Origin of the sequence: Thalassotalea sp. PS06, assembly GCF_007197775.1 — a bacterium.
GTDB lineage: Bacteria > Pseudomonadota > Gammaproteobacteria > Enterobacterales > Alteromonadaceae > Thalassotalea_A.
In genome coordinates, this window is sequence record NZ_CP041638.1 from 2,258,115 (window position 1) to 2,274,326 (window position 16,212).

At 44.1% G+C, this 16,212-nt stretch carries 10 protein-coding genes; 3 read left to right on the forward strand and 7 right to left on the reverse strand.

From position 1 onward, the window contains the following. Positions 1–95: 95 nt before the first annotated feature. On the forward strand, positions 96–1,472 hold the full coding sequence (locus tag FNC98_RS10025) for an L-serine ammonia-lyase (RefSeq protein ID WP_143581098.1): 1,377 nt from the start codon (positions 96–98) through the stop codon (positions 1,470–1,472). A 395-nt stretch (positions 1,473–1,867) separates the two neighbouring features. Here the strand turns inward: FNC98_RS10025 and cysB are convergent, their stop codons facing one another. From cysB to FNC98_RS10040, 3 genes are all read right to left on the reverse strand, one after another. Next, on the reverse strand, positions 1,868–2,842 hold the full coding sequence (gene cysB, locus FNC98_RS10030; protein WP_143581099.1) for an HTH-type transcriptional regulator CysB: 975 nt from the start codon (positions 2,840–2,842) through the stop codon (positions 1,868–1,870). Between the two features lie 199 nt (positions 2,843–3,041). Further along, positions 3,042–5,702: a type I DNA topoisomerase gene (topA, locus tag FNC98_RS10035; RefSeq protein WP_143581100.1), complete on the reverse strand. Its 2,661-nt coding sequence runs from the start codon at positions 5,700–5,702 to the stop codon at positions 3,042–3,044. 689 nt (positions 5,703–6,391) lie between these two features. Then, positions 6,392–8,761 carry a hypothetical protein gene (locus FNC98_RS10040; protein WP_143581101.1) on the reverse strand — a complete coding sequence of 790 codons (2,370 nt, stop codon included), beginning with the start codon at positions 8,759–8,761 and terminating at the stop codon, positions 6,392–6,394. Between the two features lie 182 nt (positions 8,762–8,943). On the opposite strand from FNC98_RS10040, the gene FNC98_RS10045 reads away from it, so the two are divergent. Then, positions 8,944–10,293, forward strand: a complete 1,350-nt coding sequence (locus tag FNC98_RS10045) for a dicarboxylate/amino acid:cation symporter (protein WP_143581102.1) — start codon at positions 8,944–8,946, stop codon at positions 10,291–10,293. A gap of 268 nt (positions 10,294–10,561) precedes the next feature. Here the strand turns inward: FNC98_RS10045 and FNC98_RS10050 are convergent, their stop codons facing one another. The 4 genes from FNC98_RS10050 to FNC98_RS10065 form a co-directional block, all read right to left on the reverse strand. Further along, positions 10,562–11,041, reverse strand: a complete 480-nt coding sequence (locus tag FNC98_RS10050) for a thiopurine S-methyltransferase (protein WP_143581103.1) — start codon at positions 11,039–11,041, stop codon at positions 10,562–10,564. Positions 11,042–11,259: 218 nt separating this feature from the next. Further along, positions 11,260–11,481 carry a hypothetical protein gene (locus FNC98_RS17095; RefSeq protein WP_143581104.1) on the reverse strand — a complete coding sequence of 74 codons (222 nt, stop codon included), beginning with the start codon at positions 11,479–11,481 and terminating at the stop codon, positions 11,260–11,262. Between the two features lie 82 nt (positions 11,482–11,563). After that, complete coding sequence (gene sohB, locus FNC98_RS10060; protein ID WP_143581105.1) at positions 11,564–12,601, reverse strand: protease SohB; 1,038 nt, start codon at positions 12,599–12,601, stop codon at positions 11,564–11,566. A 129-nt stretch (positions 12,602–12,730) separates the two neighbouring features. After that, positions 12,731–15,103 carry a VolA/Pla-1 family phospholipase gene (locus FNC98_RS10065; RefSeq protein WP_185967929.1) on the reverse strand — a complete coding sequence of 791 codons (2,373 nt, stop codon included), beginning with the start codon at positions 15,101–15,103 and terminating at the stop codon, positions 12,731–12,733. 287 nt (positions 15,104–15,390) lie between these two features. On the opposite strand from FNC98_RS10065, the gene FNC98_RS10070 reads away from it, so the two are divergent. Then, complete coding sequence (locus tag FNC98_RS10070; protein WP_143581107.1) at positions 15,391–16,134, forward strand: YciK family oxidoreductase; 744 nt, start codon at positions 15,391–15,393, stop codon at positions 16,132–16,134. Positions 16,135–16,212: the final 78 nt, after the last annotated feature.

The following is a 16,212-nucleotide window of genomic DNA, read 5'->3' on the forward strand; positions in this document are numbered from 1 at the left end:
CTCTAAAGTAGCTGGGTTTCTATCTATTTTTACGCTAGAATCCGAACATAATTCAAATAACATCCCTTACAACAAACAATAATTCAGGTTTATCTATGATTAGTGTATTTGATATGTTTTCAATCGGTATTGGTCCTTCCAGTTCTCATACGGTCGGCCCAATGCGTGCAGCAAACCGATTTATCGATGCCCTGCTTGAACAGGATCTATTTACTAAAGTTGAACGCGTCAAGGTTGAACTGTTTGGTTCTCTAGGCCAGACAGGTATTGGTCACGGCACCGGCAAAGCCGTGATCCTTGGCCTTCACGGGGAAGCGCCGGAAACGATTAATGTCAGCGTTATTGACCAGATTCTGGAAACTACGGTCAATACCGAAAAAGTGCACCTTAACAACGAGCACTTTATCGATTTCCCAAAAAATGAATCCATTATTTATCATCGCAAGAAAACCCTGCCGGCTCATGCCAATGCGATGACCATTTATGCCTATGCTAATGACAAGGTGATCCTGGAAAAAACCTACTATTCCATCGGCGGTGGTTTTATCGTTGAAGATTGCGATTTTGAAAAGGAGAAAAATAAAGCCTTATCTCTACACCTGAACGTAGAGCGTCCTTATCGTTTTACCAGTGCCGATGAACTTCTTACACTGTGCCAGGAAACAGGCCTTAGTATCAGCTCGATTATGATGGCGAATGAAAAATGCCTGAATGACGAGCGTTTTATCCGTGATGAACTACTGAAAATCTGGCAGGCAATGGCCGATTGTGTAGAGCGCGGAATGAGCACCGAGGGCATATTGCCCGGTGGTCTCAAGGTCGTGCGTCGCGCCCCGAGCCTGTTTCGCTCGTTATCGGTAGAAAAGAATGCCGATCCGCTGCAGGCAATGGACTGGGTAAACTTATTTGCCCTTGCGGTTAACGAAGAAAACGCCGCTGGCTCTCAGGTAGTCACCGCTCCTACCAATGGCGCTGCTGGTATCCTGCCGGCAGTGCTTTGCTATTACGATAAATTTGTAAAACCGTTATCCGAAGACGATTGTATTCGCTACTTACTTACCGCTGCAGCAATTGGAATTTTATATAAAACCAATGCCTCGATTTCCGGTGCGGAAGTTGGTTGTCAGGGTGAAGTTGGCGTTGCCTGCTCAATGGCGGCCGGTGCTTTGACAGAAATAATTGGCGGTAATCCGAGACAGGTAGAGAATGCCGCAGAAATCGGCATGGAGCACAATCTTGGCCTAACCTGTGATCCTGTTGGTGGCCTGGTTCAGGTGCCGTGTATCGAACGCAATGCCATGGGCGCGGTGAAAGCAATTAATGCTTCTCGTCTGGCAATGCGAGGCACTGGCAATCAAAAGGTTTCTCTGGACAAGGTAATCAAAACCATGTGGGAAACGGGTAATGATATGAAGACCAAGTACAAAGAGACGTCTCGGGGTGGCTTAGCGGTTAACATAATCGAGTGTTAATCTAATATACCAATCACATTAAATTACTGCTCACTCAGTGAGAATTTAAAGGCTTTCAGGCAAGGCTTTGATTGCAGAGATTGATCGCTCTATTGTAAAAATAAGCCAAAATCAGGAATGCAGGATAAACGCCTTTAAAACTCACCCGTGGGGAGTTTATCAGAGGCCCATTTACGGCCCAATATTTCAGTAATATAGAATGACTATATCAATGAAATCTTTGTTGTAACTGAACCTTTGCCCTAACTCTGAGTTGTGCACAAACTCAGTGTGATTGGTATAATCACTCGATTTTAAGGTGGGAAGTGGAAGGTGGAAGTAAGGGCGTTTTTAGCTAACCCAATTTCTGCCTTCTGCCGTCTGTAATCTGAATTCTGTGCACTCCAGTGGTGACATTACCGCATCGGTAACGTCACATCACTCAAGAAAGCTTCAATCTCATCATTGTTCTTCAACAGCATCGCTTTAGTAACCACATCTTTGTTTAAATGTGGCGCAAAACGCTCGATGAAATCAAACATATAAGTTCTTAAGAAAGTACCGCGTCTGAAGCCGATCTTGGTGGTACTTGGTTCAAATAGGTGCGAAGCATCGATAACCACTAAATCTTTATCCTGAACCGGATCGATTGCCATGGTCGCGATAACGCCAATACCAACGCCCAGACGGACATAGGTTTTAATCACATCGGCATCGGTGGCTGTAAATACGATTTTCGGCTCTAAATCCGCACTTTGGAAGGCCTTATCCAATACTGAGCGGCCGGTAAAACCAAACACATAAGTCACCAATGGATGGGCTGCAACATCTTCGATAGTCAGTTTGCTAACTTTCGCCAATGGATGATCTTTACGAACAATGATGCTGCGATTCCAGTGATAACAAGGCAACATAATTAAGTCGTTGTACAGATGCAAAGATTCGGTTGCGATAGCAAAATCCGCTTCGCCTTTGGCCGCGGCATCACTGATTTGTGCCGGTGTCCCCTGATACATGTGCAATGACACTTTATCAAACTTTTTCACGAATCCCTGGATCACGTCTGGTAATGCATAACGGGCCTGAGTATGAGTCGTTGCGATACGTAAGCGCCCCTCGTCAGGTTGGGTGTATTCACGGGCAACGGATTTGATGCCTTCAACTTTGGAAAGAATATCGGCGGATATCTTAATGATTTCCTGACCCGCTTGAGTGACGTGGGTCAGGTGCTTACCACTGCGACCAAAAATCTGTACGCCCAACTCATCTTCCAGCATTCTTACCTGCTTGGAAATACCTGGCTGTGACGTAAAAAGCGATTCGGCGGTGGCCGATACATTAAGGTTATTGTTCAGAACTTCGACAATGTATTTTAGCTGTTGTAGTTTCATATGGAATAAGCACTGCGTTTTTTATAACGAAAAGCATATATGAATAGTGGTGCATATTCAACCCGGAAATCGAGCAAATAGGGTCCGACCATTGTTTATGGAAAACTAATCCTATGTTTTTGCAAAGTTTAATGCAGGTATAGATACTGTGGCTAAATAAAGATGAAAAAAAACCGCCTGTCAGGCGGTTTTTTGTGAGTTATTTTTTCGCAGCTTTCTTAGCCGGTTTTTTCGCGGTTTTTTTCTTGGTTTGCTCTTCGACCCATTGGCCATCAACAAACTTAGCGATCCAGCCGGTAGCCTTGCCATCCAGTTCTGTCATCACGTATTGCTCTTTGGTTTTACGTGAGAAACGAACGACTGATGGGTTACCGTCTGGGTCTTGCTGTGGTGCGTCAGCCAGATAATAGAATTTCGGAGAAATTCTGTCTCTGAAACGCGCCAGCTCAGCCACTAACGGTGCTCGCGTTTCCCGTGATTTCGGGAAAGTACTTGCTGCTAAGAATATCCCAGCCGCACCATCACGAAGCTTGAAGAAGGCATCGGATTTCTCACAACGAAGCTCAGGTAAATCTACCGGATCTTCTTTTGGTGGCGCCACTTCACCATTCTTCAGCAATTTACGGGTGTTTTTACAATCGCTGTTAGTACAATCAAAGTACTTACCAAAACGACCATTTTTCAGTTCCATATCAGAACCACAACGGTCACATTCGATCAGCGGACCATCATAACCTTTAATCTTGAACTCGCCCTTCTCAACCTCAAAGCCATCACAAGTCGGGTTGTTACCACAAACATGAAGTTTGCGTTTTTCGTCAATCAGGTAGCTATCCATGGCAGTGCCGCATTTCTTACAGCGACGCATTGCCATTAACGCTTCGGTTTCACGATCTTCACCAATGACGTTTTCAGCTTCTTCACCTGGAGTCAGGTTCATAGTCTGGGTACAACGCTCTTTTGGTGGCAGGTTATAGCCACTACAACCTAAGAACACACCTGTTGATGCCGTGCGAATTGCCATTTTACGGCCGCAATTTGGACAATCAATATCGGTCAGTACTGGCTCATTAGGTTGCATACCGCCGTCTTCGACAGTTTTATCTGCTTTTCCTAACTGTTCAGTAAAGTTCTCATAGAACTGGCTCAGAACCTGTTTCCAGTAGGCTTTATCGTGAGCGATATCATCAAGTCTATCTTCCATTTTCGCAGTGAAGTCATAACTCATCAGATCTTCAAAGCTTCCGGATAAACTATCAGTAACGATTTCACCCATTTTCTCAGCATGGAATCGCTTACCTTCAAGACGCACATATCCGCGATCCTGAATGGTAGAAATGATTGACGCATAGGTCGATGGACGACCAATGCTGCGCTTTTCCAGCTCTTTAACTAATGAAGCTTCACCGAAACGTGCCGGAGGTTTGGTAAAATGCTGGCTTGGTTCAAGATGCTTTAAGGTAATCGGTTCGCCAACCTGTAAATCAGGCAAATGCGTATCTTTGTCACTTTTCGATAAATGCGCGTGAACTTTGGTCCAACCGTCAAAACGCATAACACGTCCTTTGGCTTTTAAATCAAAGTTTGCAGCTGAAACCGTGATTGTCGATACATCATAACGAGCCGCTGTCATTTGACAGGCAACAAACTGACGCCAGATTAAGTCATAAAGTCTACGGGCATCCGCTTCCATATCATTCAGGAATGCAGACTCAACCTTAACATTTGAAGGGCGAATCGCTTCGTGCGCTTCTTGGGCATTAGCTTTGGCACCGTAGGCTTTCGGTTTTTCCGGTAGGTAATTAGCACCGAAATTATCGGTGATGTACTGACGACAACTATCAACCGCATCTTTTGATAGGTTGGTTGAGTCGGTACGCATATAAGTAATGTGACCCGCTTCATATAAGCGTTGTGCAAGACCCATTGTACGTTTTACGCCAAAACCAAGGCGTGTGCTTGCCGCCTGTTGCAACGTTGAAGTAATAAATGGTGCAGAAGGTGAGCTCTTCGAAGGTTTGTCTTCACGCTTACTCACCTGGTAGCTGGCGTTTTGTAGAACGCTCAATGCGGCATTCGTCTGAGCTTCATTAACTGGCTTAAACGCTTTACCGTCCTGGTGAGTTACCTGCAGCTGCAGCGCTTGCTGCGCCTCAGTTAAGGTATCCGCATGCACTTCCCAGAACTCTTCTGGAACGAACGCCTTGATCTCCCGCTCGCGCTCAACGACTAGTTTAACGGCCACCGACTGTACACGCCCTGCTGATAACCCGCGGGCGATTTTTTTCCAGAGCAAGGGGCTGACCATAAAGCCTACAACACGGTCGAGAAAACGCCGCGCCTGTTGCGCATTTACGCCATTCATATTCAGCTCGCCAGGTTGCTTAAACGCTTCCTGAATGGCCGATTGTGTAATCTCGTTAAAAACAACGCGGCGGAACTTATCGTCATCGCCACCAATGATCTCTTTTAAATGCCAGGCGATCGCTTCTCCCTCGCGATCCAAATCCGTTGCGAGATAGACCATATCGGCTTTATCGGCCAAAGTTTTTAATTCGTTTACGACTTTTTCTTTGCCAGGCAATACTTCATATTTCGCCGCCCAATCTTTTTCTGGGTTAATCCCCATTCGATTAAACAGTGCGACTTTATCGCGTTTCGCTTTATATATGGCTTTTTGCTCCGGCGTCATTTTGCGTACTTCTGCCGGTGATTTGGTTGGTGCTTTTTTGCCGCTTCCACTGGTGGGCAAGTCGCGCACGTGGCCGACACTGGATTTAACGATGAAATCCTTACCTAGATATTTATTGATTGTCTTTGCTTTCGCTGGTGACTCGACTATGACCAGAGACTTTGCCATAAATTCTTACTTTCCTGTGGACAGGCCCATTGCGCAGTTTTTTTGACTGCCTGCTATATGTAACGAATAACGCCTATATAAGATCACCCAACGAGCTTTTAAAGGGGTGACGGCCTAATATATTGTTTCAACGTTAAATTATTTTTTCAAATTGCGAATTGCTATTAGGTATATATGTAATTTTTGCCACTGACAAGCAAATATTTCGTTCTTATATCAAAGGAGGTCAGCACAAAAATAGCAATTTCACCATCTGGATGGCTATTGATCAGCCATCATAATCAAAGATAGCGGTAAGGGAAAAGAAGTTTTTTAACTTATTCTTTCGATTGGTGTTTTTTTGAGCCAAAGGGTAATACCAATCACATTAAGTTTGTGCACAACTCAGAGTTAGGGCAGAGGTTCATTTACAACATAGATTTTATTGATATAGTCATTCTATATTAATGCAATATAGGGCCGTAAATGAGCCTCTGGTAAACTCCCTACGGGTGAGTTTTAAAGGCGTTTATCCTGCGTTACTGATTTTGACAATGGAGTAACCATTCTCTGCAATCAAAGCCTTGTCTAAAAGCCTTTAAATTCTCACTGAGTGAGCAATAATTTAATGCGATTGGTATAATTCCGCAAACAAAGAAACCAATCAAATAAAAAGCGATTGGTTTCTATTTTATCAACGATAATTTGGGTTATTCAGACAGTATGGTAATCGGAATATCGTACGTTGATAGTTTTTGTTTCGGGGTTGTAACGGTAATAGTTATGATGCCATTAACGTCTTCTGCAACATCATCCCCCTGAATTTCGACCGAAAATTCACGCAGTTCAGTACTGTTGCTGTTCGGCCAGGTGAACTCATCTTCAGTCAGAATCGACCCCTCGGTTACCGCAAATTTGACTTTGGTACCGACAGGTAATTGTTGCTGGTTTTCGTCAAAAATCTGGACAGTCAAATTTCCAACTTCTTTACCCGTTAACGTTATCTTTGGATCATCGATGCCACTTGCAACGAACTGATCTTTTACCCTAATAGTTCTGAATTCAACTGCCGAACTTGACATAACCAGAACTAAACTTCCCCTGACGTTAAGAGAGCGGGCATGAGAACAAGTAAGGTTGTCCTGTGGAAAGTCGCATAAGCTTCCTGTGTAAGTGCCATCACCCGGGGTATAATCGCCACTAAGGTCGAAGTCGATAAACACATCATTCGCTGAACTGTTGTAAACACCATTCTCATCAAAATCAAGGAACGCTTCACCGATATCTCGTCGACCCAGTTCTTCATTAAACTTTACAACTTCCGCTGCCGTTTCCGAATCATTGTCGTATCGTCCGTTACCATTCAGGTCAACAAACGATTCTTCACCAATCGCAGTCGCTAATACACTAATACGTCCATCATCTGGACGCGGATTCTGCGACGTAAAGGTAACTGAACACGCCCCTTTAGCCGTTGTACATGACGGTTCGATACTTCCACCTTCAGCGGTGAACGATACTGCCGTACCATCTGGAACAGGATTGTTAAATGCGTCAGCAAGTCTCACAGTGATTGCTGTTTCCTCGCCGTCATGGTTCCATCCTTCAAGGTTAAATTTCTCCGAAGATATCGAGACACTGTCCTGATCAGGAATACCTGTCGAAATAACCAACAAATTAGATTGGGTGCTAATGTTTGCATCTACTACAGATGCAGTCACCCGAACTGTTGTTGCTATGTTACCCGCATTAACGATGGTTTGTACGAATCCTTGAGCATCAGTTTTCGCTTCAAGAGGATCTAGATTTATTCCTCCAACATCAGTATTCAGTGCGAAATTTACCGTTTCACCTTGTACTGGATTACCGTTAATATCGAGAACTTTAAATTTAACAATAGAGAATTCAGTTCCGCCAACCCCCTTGAGAGATACATTTTCAGGATTTGCCGAAATGAACTCTATGCTATGAGTTGTCGCTGGTTTGACATTGACAACAGCCGTCGCAGAAAGGCTTACGCCGCCTACATCAGCGGAAACGATAATCGTATCAGGTCCAATACAACCATCAGCCCTATAAGTGCTGGTAGCAACGCCATGAATAGTTGTTACTGGCGTGCTAAGCAGCGCCACACCTGAAGAGCTGCAATCCGAAGAGAAGTTAACTTCCAATGGCTGGCTATATACCACATTGTTTTCATCGACAATTTTCACCGATACACTCATCGTTGCACCAGCGTCGAGGTCAGCAGGATCAATACTCAATTGTGCTTGACCAACTCCGACCATAGGGTCGACGCTCACATCAATATTTTCGGACCCCATATATAGATTGGTAGCGCCAACGACAATAAGTTGCTGACCTTGCTCGCCAGTGTTAAGAGAGGCCGTGATAGTCCCCGCTCCCAGCTTATCTCCGGCATAAATATCGACAATCGCCTGATTGTTTTCGTCAGTAATTGCGGTCGTTACCGGAATGACTCCGATATCGGTTTTGAAAGATACGATGACAGGTTCAGAAACGCCGATTACATTGGCAACTATCTGGCCGGGGGAATTGGTATTTATAACATTAATTTCATTGGTGGAATTAGGTTCAACAACAGAAAGATCTAATACTATTTTTGAAACCTGATCACCCGCCGTTTCAAAACCAATTGAATCGTCATAACTGCTGCCGTCAAACTCAAAGCTCGCCTGAACGGTTGAAGCACCGGCAACAGAACCTGCAGTCAAACCTATGGTGGCAATACCATCACTGTTAGTAAGTGCGGTTCCGGATTCGACATCAAACTCACCGAGGTCCGAGCTAAAAGTTACAACAATCCCGGATAATGCATCTCCATTTTGTAAAACGGTAGCAGTTACAACGGCAGGATTAGCTGCAGAAATAGAGGTGTTATCGATTGATAGAGAAAAGGTTAGATCACTCTCTTCGGGGCCACCGGATGATCCGCCCCCCGTACTGGTGCCACTACCCGAAGACGAATTAGAGGACTCCCCTTCACCCAACGGATCGCCACCACAGGCGGTTAATAGCGTAAAAGATAAGAGGAAAAAAATTTGCTGAAACAGCTTCATATAAAGCGTTCTCCCTGAACATGTTTTTATTAGCGGCGCACATATTAACCGATTATTTACAAAAGCGTTACACTTGATTACATTTCATGGCATAAAAATTTCAGTGGCAGTGTTTTGCCAAATGGTTAACAATAGCGATCACTAACTAAAAAAGGCGTCCCGCCTCAAAAACAGACAATTTTATGGATAAACAATTTGCACAAAGCCTGACCACTCGCATTGTGATTGGTATGATTTCAGGTATCGCTCTGGGATTTGTATTCAAATACTTATTGAGCCTTGGTGAAGATGGCGATCTTCTCATTCCCTTTGGTTTCTTCGACTTTTCCATTCGCGGTTTTTTCGTTGATGGTATCTTCCACGTTGGTGGTCAGATATTTATCACCAGTTTAAAAATGCTGGTTGTGCCGCTGGTATTTGTATCATTAGTTTGTGGCGTAACTTCATTAAACGATACCAGTAAACTCGGAAGAATTGGTGGCCGCGCTATTGGCTTGTACTTGATGACCACCGCCATTGCAATTTCATTAGCTATTATGGCTGCGCTTATTGTCCAGCCAGGTGCTGATTTCAACATGACTGCGGAAACCACTTACGCTGCCAAAGAGGCTCCTTCGTTAGCTCAGGTCATCATTAATATGTTCCCAAGTAACCCGTTTAATGCGTTTGCCGAAGGAAACATGTTACAAGTCATCGTGTTTGCGGTGTTGTTCGGTATTGCGGTAGCACTTGCTGGTGATGCGGGTCAGCGTATCGCCAACCTTTTTCAGGACATGAATGAAGTCGTCATGCGACTAGTCATTATTTTGATGAATCTTGCGCCTTATGGTGTATTCTGCCTGATGGTGAAACTGTTTAGTGACCTGGATATCTCAGCAATCTGGGGCTTAGCCAAATATTTTGGCTTGGTGTTAGTTGTGCTGGCTATCCATGGATTAGTAACTTACCCGGTGATATTGAAATTGCTGACCGGGTTGAATCCAGTCACTTTTATCAAGAAAATGGAAACCACTGCCCTATTTGCATTCAGTACTTCAAGCTCGAATGCAACCATTCCTTCAACGTTAAATACTACGACGAAAAAAATGGGTGTGGATAACTCAATTGCATCATTCACGGTACCTCTAGGGGCCACATTAAATATGGACGGCACCGCCATTATGCAAGGTGTTGCAACCGTATTTATTGCTCAGGTGTTTAATATCGACTTGTCTATCACGGATTTCCTGATGGTAATCCTGACGGCAACTCTGGCTTCTATCGGCACCGCCGGTGTACCAGGTGTTGGTATGATCATGCTCGCTATGGTACTTGCCCAGGTTGGCTTGCCTGTTGAAGGTATCGCCCTGATTATTGGTATCGATCGTTTATTGGATATGGCCCGCACTGCGGTTAACGTCACCGGTGATTCAATGGTTACCGTAATTGTCGGTAAATCTGAAGGCCAGTTTGATGAGAAAGTCTTTTATGCGGATACCCAAGTGCAAGAGAGTGAAGATGAAGTCGATTTTCATCATCTCAAAGATAAGTAGTTAAGTGAAAGCCCGCCGTTATATTGACCGCGGGCTTTTTTTAGCAAGCACGTTGCACTCCTAGCACATTGCATTCCTAGCACATTGCATTCCTAGCACATTGCATTCCTAGCGGCTAAAGGCTAGAGGCTAGAGGCTAGGCGCAATCTTTGATTGCATGCTAGGAACGATTTTCAATCGTGTGCTAGAAACTAAATCTTTGATTTCGTGTGCTAGAAACTAAATCTTTGATTTCGTGTGCTAGAAACTAAATCTCCAATTTAGGGTGCTACGCAGTTATCAAATAAGCCGTTTCAACCAAACTACTGACACTAAGTGAACGTCTGGCGAATTTATTCCCGATTAAATCTCGTTGTTTGCGCTGGTTAATTTGAAAATCGACAAACAATTCTTCGATCTCACTCTTGCTCACACTAAAAGGAGGCCCTTGTAGCTCTTGTTGTGGATATTCCAGAGTAAATAACAATACTCTGGTACCGTTAGCCATAAACCTTTTTAAATGCTCAACATAGCGTTTACGCATTGCTTCGGGTAATGCGATAAGGGCGGCTCGGTCATAAATGAAATCAATCGAACCGGTGAATTCAGGCTCAACGGCGAAAAAATCCCCCTGATAGATACTCACAGGTGGATTGGGTGAAATATACAAACTCCCCTGCTCTGTTTTCACTTTCGATACCTCAAGGTTATTTTCCTGATAAAACTGTTCACAGGCTAATTCGCTTAGCTCGACACCAGTAATACCAATCCCATTAAATTATTGCTCACTCAGTGAGAATTTAAAGGCTTTTAGACAAGGCTTTGATTGCAGAGAATGGTTATTCCATTGTCAAAATCAATAACGCAGAATAAATGCCTTTAAAACTCACCCGTAGGGAGTTAGTGTGAGGCCCATTTACTGCCCTATATTTCATTAATATAGAATGACTATATCAATAAAATCTATATTGTAACTGAACCTCTGCCCTAACTCTGAGTTGTGCACAAACTTAGTGGGATTGGTATAACCCTGCCAAATTGCGCCAGGTAAAGCATATCCATGCTCTTCCCGCACAGAGGAACAAGCATATGGCAATTCTCGGCTTGACTGATTGATGGTAGTAAGTCTGCTAACCACGGATGAATGTCGTCTTGATGCCAGCCGATATGATCATTTTCCCAGCATTGCTGCCAGAACTCTTTCTCCATGGTGTTAACTCCAAAATATTATGTTTTAGATACAAAAATACCGACGTATCGTCGGTATTTTTAAGCTTTAAGCGATTTTAGTTTAGCTTGGAAAAATACGATTATTTTGCCAAAGCTTGATAAAAACATTTTCAATAGATATTGACGCCGCTTTGCCTAACTTCTCAGCCAAGCCCTTCTTCACGGAATATTTAACCGCCAACACCGACTTGTCTTTTGCCGATGCCATCAAATAGTCATCACTGGTTTTGATATCATCAACCAAGCCTAACTCTTTCGCCTTTAAGCCAAACCAGTGCTCACCAGTCGCAACTTTATCGATATCCAGAGAAGGACGGTGCTCTGATACAAACTGCTTAAATAAATCGTGAGTCTCTTCCAGCTCTTCAACAAACTTAGCGCGACCTTTATCGGTATTCTCACCGAACATGGTTAATGTGCGCTTGTATTCGCCAGCAGTCAGTTGTTCAAACTCAATATCGTTCTTTTTCAATAGTTTATTGAAGTTGGGAACCTGAGCTAGAACACCAATTGAACCTAAAATTGCAAACGGCGCAGAGATAATTTTATCAGCCACACATGCCATCATATAACCACCACTGGCAGCTACCTTATCAACGGCAACGGTTAACGGAATCTGATTTTGACGAATACGATCCAATTGTGAAGATGCCAGGCCGTAACCGTGAACCATACCACCGCCACTTTCAAGGCGAACTAAAACTTCGTCTTGTTCAGTGGCAACCGATAACACGGCAGTAACTTCTTCACGCAAGCCTTCAACTTCACGGGCATCAATGCTGCCTTTAAAATCAAGTACGAATAAACGTGATTTGCTCTCAGGCTCGGACTTGTCGTCTTTCTTGGCCTTTTGCTCGGCCTTTTCCTGTTTCTTCTGCTCTTTGTGACGAGCCTTCAGCTCATCTTTATCTAGCAAATGGTTGGTAAGTTCTTCTTCAACGTCTTTGAACTGTTGGGTCAAATCGGTTAATTCTAATTCGCCTTTACGTCCTTTTTGTTTTTGTGCGACACCTGCTGCGGTGGCGATAATCGCGATAATTGCAATGACAAACGTCATAACCTTGGCGAAGAACAAGCCATATTCATAAAGAAATTCCAATTTCTTTCTCCTGGGAATTGCTAGATAGACATCAATATAATTATTTCGATGTTATCTCATTATGGGGAAACATTAAAATTAAAAAAGGAGGCTAAGCCTCCTTTTTACAAAATTTAATGTAAGTAACGATTACTGTAGGACCACTTCGGTATCCGTTACAGGAATAACAGTTGCACCGGTCAGGAAGTAAGTCACTGCCTGATTCTGCATTTCCTGGGTTGCACGAGCACTGAATTCAGCGCTTGGAGAACCTTCTGTCGGAGATGGAGAAAGTAGTGAACCGTGATGCCCGTATACAAATTTAACCGCGCCTGAGATAGGCATACCATCTACAGAAACTGAAGTCTGGCTAACCACTGGCAAACCAATCGTGTCAATCAGCGGCGATGAACCTGCTAAAGGATGCACAGAAACCGTGTTAGGGATAACCTGATCCGGAAGGTTGTCCATGCCGTTACCAACAACTTCAATTAGGTGAATTGGCGACATGTTTGCACTTGCCATTTTCGCATAGTTAAGCGGGTCACCAGCATCAAGGATAGATTGAGCAGCGAACGCGAACATTGAGAAAGTAGAATTCAATGCGCCCTGCTGCGCTGGCGTTAGCGCGTCAACAAACGGCTGCCAAATAGAGGCTAGCTGAACTGGGTCAGCAGCTGCGTCACCTAAGGTAGCGTCTGCAAATGCCTTAAATTCAGGCGATGCACTGTATGCCAGATTAGCCTTGATAATATCTTCAAATGCTGCTGATTCAAGCAAGAAGTTAGGAATACCGCCGCCTGGCGTAGAAAGCGTACTTGCTTTAACCGCAAACATAGAATTTAGGACCGCATCCTGCTCAGCACTACCGGTATTAAATGACGTATTGGTTGTTGCCATAAAGTTCAAACCAACGATACCACCTAAAGATGCTCCGATGAAATGCGTCTGTGAAGCATCGATGTTCGCACCTTGTGCAAAGTTAAGGCCTAAGCGAAGCGCCATAAGATCCGTTGTACTTTGACGTAAGTTATCACGAGCATTCAACAGGTTTGCAATGTTCATGTAGGCAAACGGGTTAGTTGATGCATCAATCTCATTGTTGCCATCGCCAGTTAAATCAACACCACGGCTAGCATGTAGAGGGTGATCGATTGCAACCGTTGCATAGCCTGCAGCTGATAAGATACCAGAGATTGCCAGCATCTGGCCTTTATTACCTGTGATACCGTGTTGCAGGATAACTACCGGCCAACCATTTTCTGGCTCAGCAATGGTGCCTTCAAAACCAAGTAAAGGACGAACCGCATTAGCAACAGCTGGATCAGGAATGGTCATTTGAACTTCTACATTTTGCAGCTCCATAACCTTTGGAATTGGATTGAACTTAGTGATGTTACGCTCTGGGTCTAAGCCAAATTCTGGTAAATCACGAAGACCAAACTGCATACATGCACCGTCGGTTGCCGATACGGGTTCCATCGGAAGGATAGATGGGTCAATTGCCGCAAGAACGGCACCTGAATCACACATTGCAGTCCATGGCTTAGTGGTCGACTCTAAACCAGTACCTAAGTAATAAGGTAGAGTTACCTGGCCCATATATAACTTAGCGGTTGAGAACAACGGCCCTAATTGTGGATCAGCTGCCAGACCTAACGCCTGAGCTGCAGTTAAACCCGTATTTTGTACCGCAACGGCTGGCGTTGGGAATAACTGAGTAGCCGGGTTTAATGAGGCAGCGAGTAACTCTTTGGTTACCATTACCGAATCTTCGATAGATTGGGTAGTGAAAGCTGCTGTGTAAGTAATGCTATCGCGCTGGATACCATAACCTTCAACGATGTCTTCAAAGCTGTTGATTTGTGCCTGAAGAGCCAACTGCGAAGGATCAGCTAGTGGTGTAGAAATATCAACACGTAATAACTCGTAAGTCGAGGAAGGCTGAATTGACATACCTTCGGTATCAAGCAGGCGATCCGTGAGAGCCAGAACATAAGTTGTCTTGGCTTTAAAAGGCTTAAGAGGCACGATTGCTAGATCATTACCAGCAGGTTGAACAATAAAATCTTCGCCCATTACTAATTTGGCGCGCGGTGCACAAGCAAGGCCACGGGTAAAGTCTGGACACTCGGCATCGCCGCCGGCCGCAACTTCATAGAGGCTTACCGCATCGCTGGCAAAAATAGCAACCGGGTCAAGGCCTACGCCTTCGGCAAAATTAAATGACTGAATGAAAGGTTGGTTAGTAGACCAACCGTCAAGGGCGTTTGCTGCAACTAAAGGATCAGATAAGTTAGTTGGGTCTTCAACGGGAAGGTTCAAGGTACCATCCATTGTGCCAGCAAACAGGATATTGTTGGGGAAAGAAAGTACCCCGTTAGAAGGATCAAAGGCTACCGTTGAAGACGGAGTAAGTGCCTGGTCCGGATTATCATTGATAACGTCGTCAATGGATTCAGAATCACATCCACTTAGGCCCAAGGCGCTGGTAACCGCCAGACATAGTAAGAGCTTTTTCATGTATTCTCCCCAAAAGCCAGTAAAGTCTTTATTTCTTTTGTTCTGCTTTACATCATTGTTGTTGTATAAGTGTCCGTTCATCATTTCTGTTATTAAAAACGAACGAACATAACTAGTTAGACCAGTTAGTTTTTTCTAACTTAGCTCAAGATGGCTATCTAATCTAGCGTTTTTTTGCAGAAAATAAAGCAAAACCGGCTTTTCTTTTATAAATTATTAATAAATTCTCGAAAGCCAAAGTTAGCCTAGGTAGAATACCCCTATCAGTTTTCTATATCTATATTCTTATGTTTGATTATCAACCGAGTGAGCAATGTTTAGCCAATAAGACCATTTTAGTTACCGGAGCGGGTGATGGTATCGGCAAACAAGCATCCATTCACTACGCAAAATACGGAGCCACTGTCATTCTACTTGGCCGCACCGTGGCCAAACTTGAACAAGTGTATGACGAGATTGTTGCTGCGGGTCACCCGGAACCAGCGATTGTGCCGCTAGATATGAAGGGTGCGACACAGCAAAACTATCAGGATATGGCAAACACGATAATCGACCAGTTCGGCAAATTAGATGGTGCTCTGTTAAACGCTTCAATTCTTGGCGAGTTAACACCATTTGCAAATATCGCTAAGCAAATCTGGGATGATGTGATGCAGGTTAACCTTAATGCGCAGTTTTATCTGGCACAAGCGCTGATCCCTGCCCTGCAAAAATCAGCGTCAAGCTCGCTGTTATTCACTACCTCAGGCGTAGGTAATAAAGGCCGGGCATATTGGGGGCCTTATAGCATTTCTAAGTTTGCTACCGAAGGTATGATGCAGGTAATCGCCGATGAGTATGACGATAGCAGCATTCGCTGTAATGCCATTAACCCAGGTGCTACCGATACCAAGATGCGTCAGACGGCATTTCCAGCCGAAGATAAAACCAAAATTGCGACGGTAGAAGACATTATGCCAGCTTATGTTTATCTGATGAGCGATGATAGTAAAGACGTGAATGGCCAGCGTATCGACGCACAGCCCAAGTAACTTTTTGAACTAAAGAAAAAGGCGCTGTTTTGATATCAGCGCCTTTTTTGTATCCGTCATTTTGTGTTTATAACGTCT

Coding starts and splice junctions, on each gene's coding strand:
- FNC98_RS10065 (WP_185967929.1), bottom strand. CDS start 15,103: ATGAAAAAGCTCTTACTATGTCTGGCGGTTACCAGCGCCTTGGGCCTA.
- FNC98_RS17095 (WP_143581104.1), bottom strand. CDS start 11,481: ATGGAGAAAGAGTTCTGGCAGCAATGCTGGGAAAATGATCATATCGGC.
- cysB (WP_143581099.1), bottom strand. CDS start 2,842: ATGAAACTACAACAGCTAAAATACATTGTCGAAGTTCTGAACAATAAC.
- FNC98_RS10025 (WP_143581098.1), top strand. CDS start 96: ATGATTAGTGTATTTGATATGTTTTCAATCGGTATTGGTCCTTCCAGT.
- topA (WP_143581100.1), bottom strand. CDS start 5,702: ATGGCAAAGTCTCTGGTCATAGTCGAGTCACCAGCGAAAGCAAAGACA.
- FNC98_RS10045 (WP_143581102.1), top strand. CDS start 8,944: ATGGATAAACAATTTGCACAAAGCCTGACCACTCGCATTGTGATTGGT.
- FNC98_RS10040 (WP_143581101.1), bottom strand. CDS start 8,761: ATGAAGCTGTTTCAGCAAATTTTTTTCCTCTTATCTTTTACGCTATTA.
- FNC98_RS10070 (WP_143581107.1), top strand. CDS start 15,391: ATGTTTGATTATCAACCGAGTGAGCAATGTTTAGCCAATAAGACCATT.